The organism is Streptosporangium sp. NPDC049376, assembly GCF_044466505.1.
GTDB lineage: Bacteria > Actinomycetota > Actinomycetes > Streptosporangiales > Streptosporangiaceae > Streptosporangium.
The window spans coordinates 1-1171 of sequence record NZ_JBITMT010000059.1 but is presented as its reverse complement, the minus strand read 5'-3'; the positions used below and the strand labels follow the sequence as shown (position 1 = coordinate 1171).

Below are 1171 nucleotides of genomic sequence, written 5' to 3'. Positions count from 1 at the left end.
TACTGAGGATGAATTCCCGGGGTTAGGTCAGTTCGAGGGTCAGGCCGGTCTCGGCGAAGAAGCCGTCGATCAGATCGGGCCGATATTGCATGCGTTTCAGCTGGGTCTTGATCGTTGCGTTGAGGGCGTCCAGGCCGTCGACCAGAAGGTTGCCCAGGCCGTGCTTCATGCTGGCCCAGACGCCTTCGACGGGGTTGAGGTCGGGAGCGTAGGCGGGCAGCCGGTAAACCGTCAGCCAGTCACGGGCGGCGATGTAGGTGCGCATCGCGTGGCTGAGGTGGGTGTTCAGGTTGTCCCAGACGAGCACGATGGAGCCGCCGAGTTGCTGGTGGGCGGCGTCCAGCAGGCGCGCGTAGTCGCGTTCGGCGAAGCTGCGCCGCTCGCCCTTGCGGCCGCGGTGCAGCCGGACGCGGTAGATCATCCGGCTGCGGTGTCCGGCCTTGAGGCAGATCATGCCGGTGATCGACACCCGGCCCGATCCCTTGCCCGACACCGTCGCCACGGGCGTGTGGCCGCGGCGCGCCCAGGTCCGGCCCCGGGGCGGTCTCAAGATCTGGCCGGCCTCGTCTTCGAAGCAGATCCAGCTGCCTTGAGCCGCCGCCGTCTTTTTATCCGCTGCCACTGCTCGGTCTTCCACCAGGTGATCACCACCTCGTCGCGCTCGGCGGCCCGGTGCACGCTCACCTGCGGTGACCAGCCCATCCGGTGCAGCAGCAGCGAGGTCCCGCGCAGGCTGTAGCGGATCCGAAACAGTCGGGCGATCAGGTCCGCCACCCGGGCCAGCGTCCAGCGCTGGTCGGTCCAGCCGTGGGCGGCCGGGCCGGCCTGGAGTTCGGCTTCCAGCCGGGCGCGTTGTTCCTCGTCGAGCCGGCAGGGCCATCCGGCCGCTCCTTTGGAGGCCAGTGCCGCGATTCCACCGGCTTTCCAGGCCCGATACCAGCGGCTGGCCGACATCGGCGAGACGTGTAACTGCCGGGCCACCTCGGCCTGAGGCACCTTTTGAGCGAACATCTCCGCCGCGCGCAGCCGTACCGCTTCGCGTCGCGCCCGGTCTTTGGCGGTCAGCCCGCCGCCTTCCGGATATCTCATAATTCCGGCATACCGAACACGCGGTCATCTAAGGGTCATGAATCACACGCGATGACCTAACTTCCGAGCTTCAACCTCAGTA

2 protein-coding genes are annotated in these 1171 nt (G+C 67.3%); both read right to left on the bottom strand.

The genetic code is table 11. The features are described 5' to 3' along the window. Positions 1–22: 22 nt before the first annotated feature. Positions 23–622, bottom strand: coding sequence for a transposase (locus tag ACIBVQ_RS40560; protein WP_399184285.1), 600 nt, complete (start codon positions 620–622; stop codon positions 23–25). Continuing rightward, positions 547–1089: a winged helix-turn-helix domain-containing protein gene (locus tag ACIBVQ_RS40555; protein ID WP_399184283.1), complete on the bottom strand. Its 543-nt coding sequence runs from the start codon at positions 1087–1089 to the stop codon at positions 547–549. Before ACIBVQ_RS40555 ends, ACIBVQ_RS40560 begins: the two co-directional genes overlap by 76 nt. Between the last annotated feature and the right edge of the window lie 82 nt (positions 1090–1171).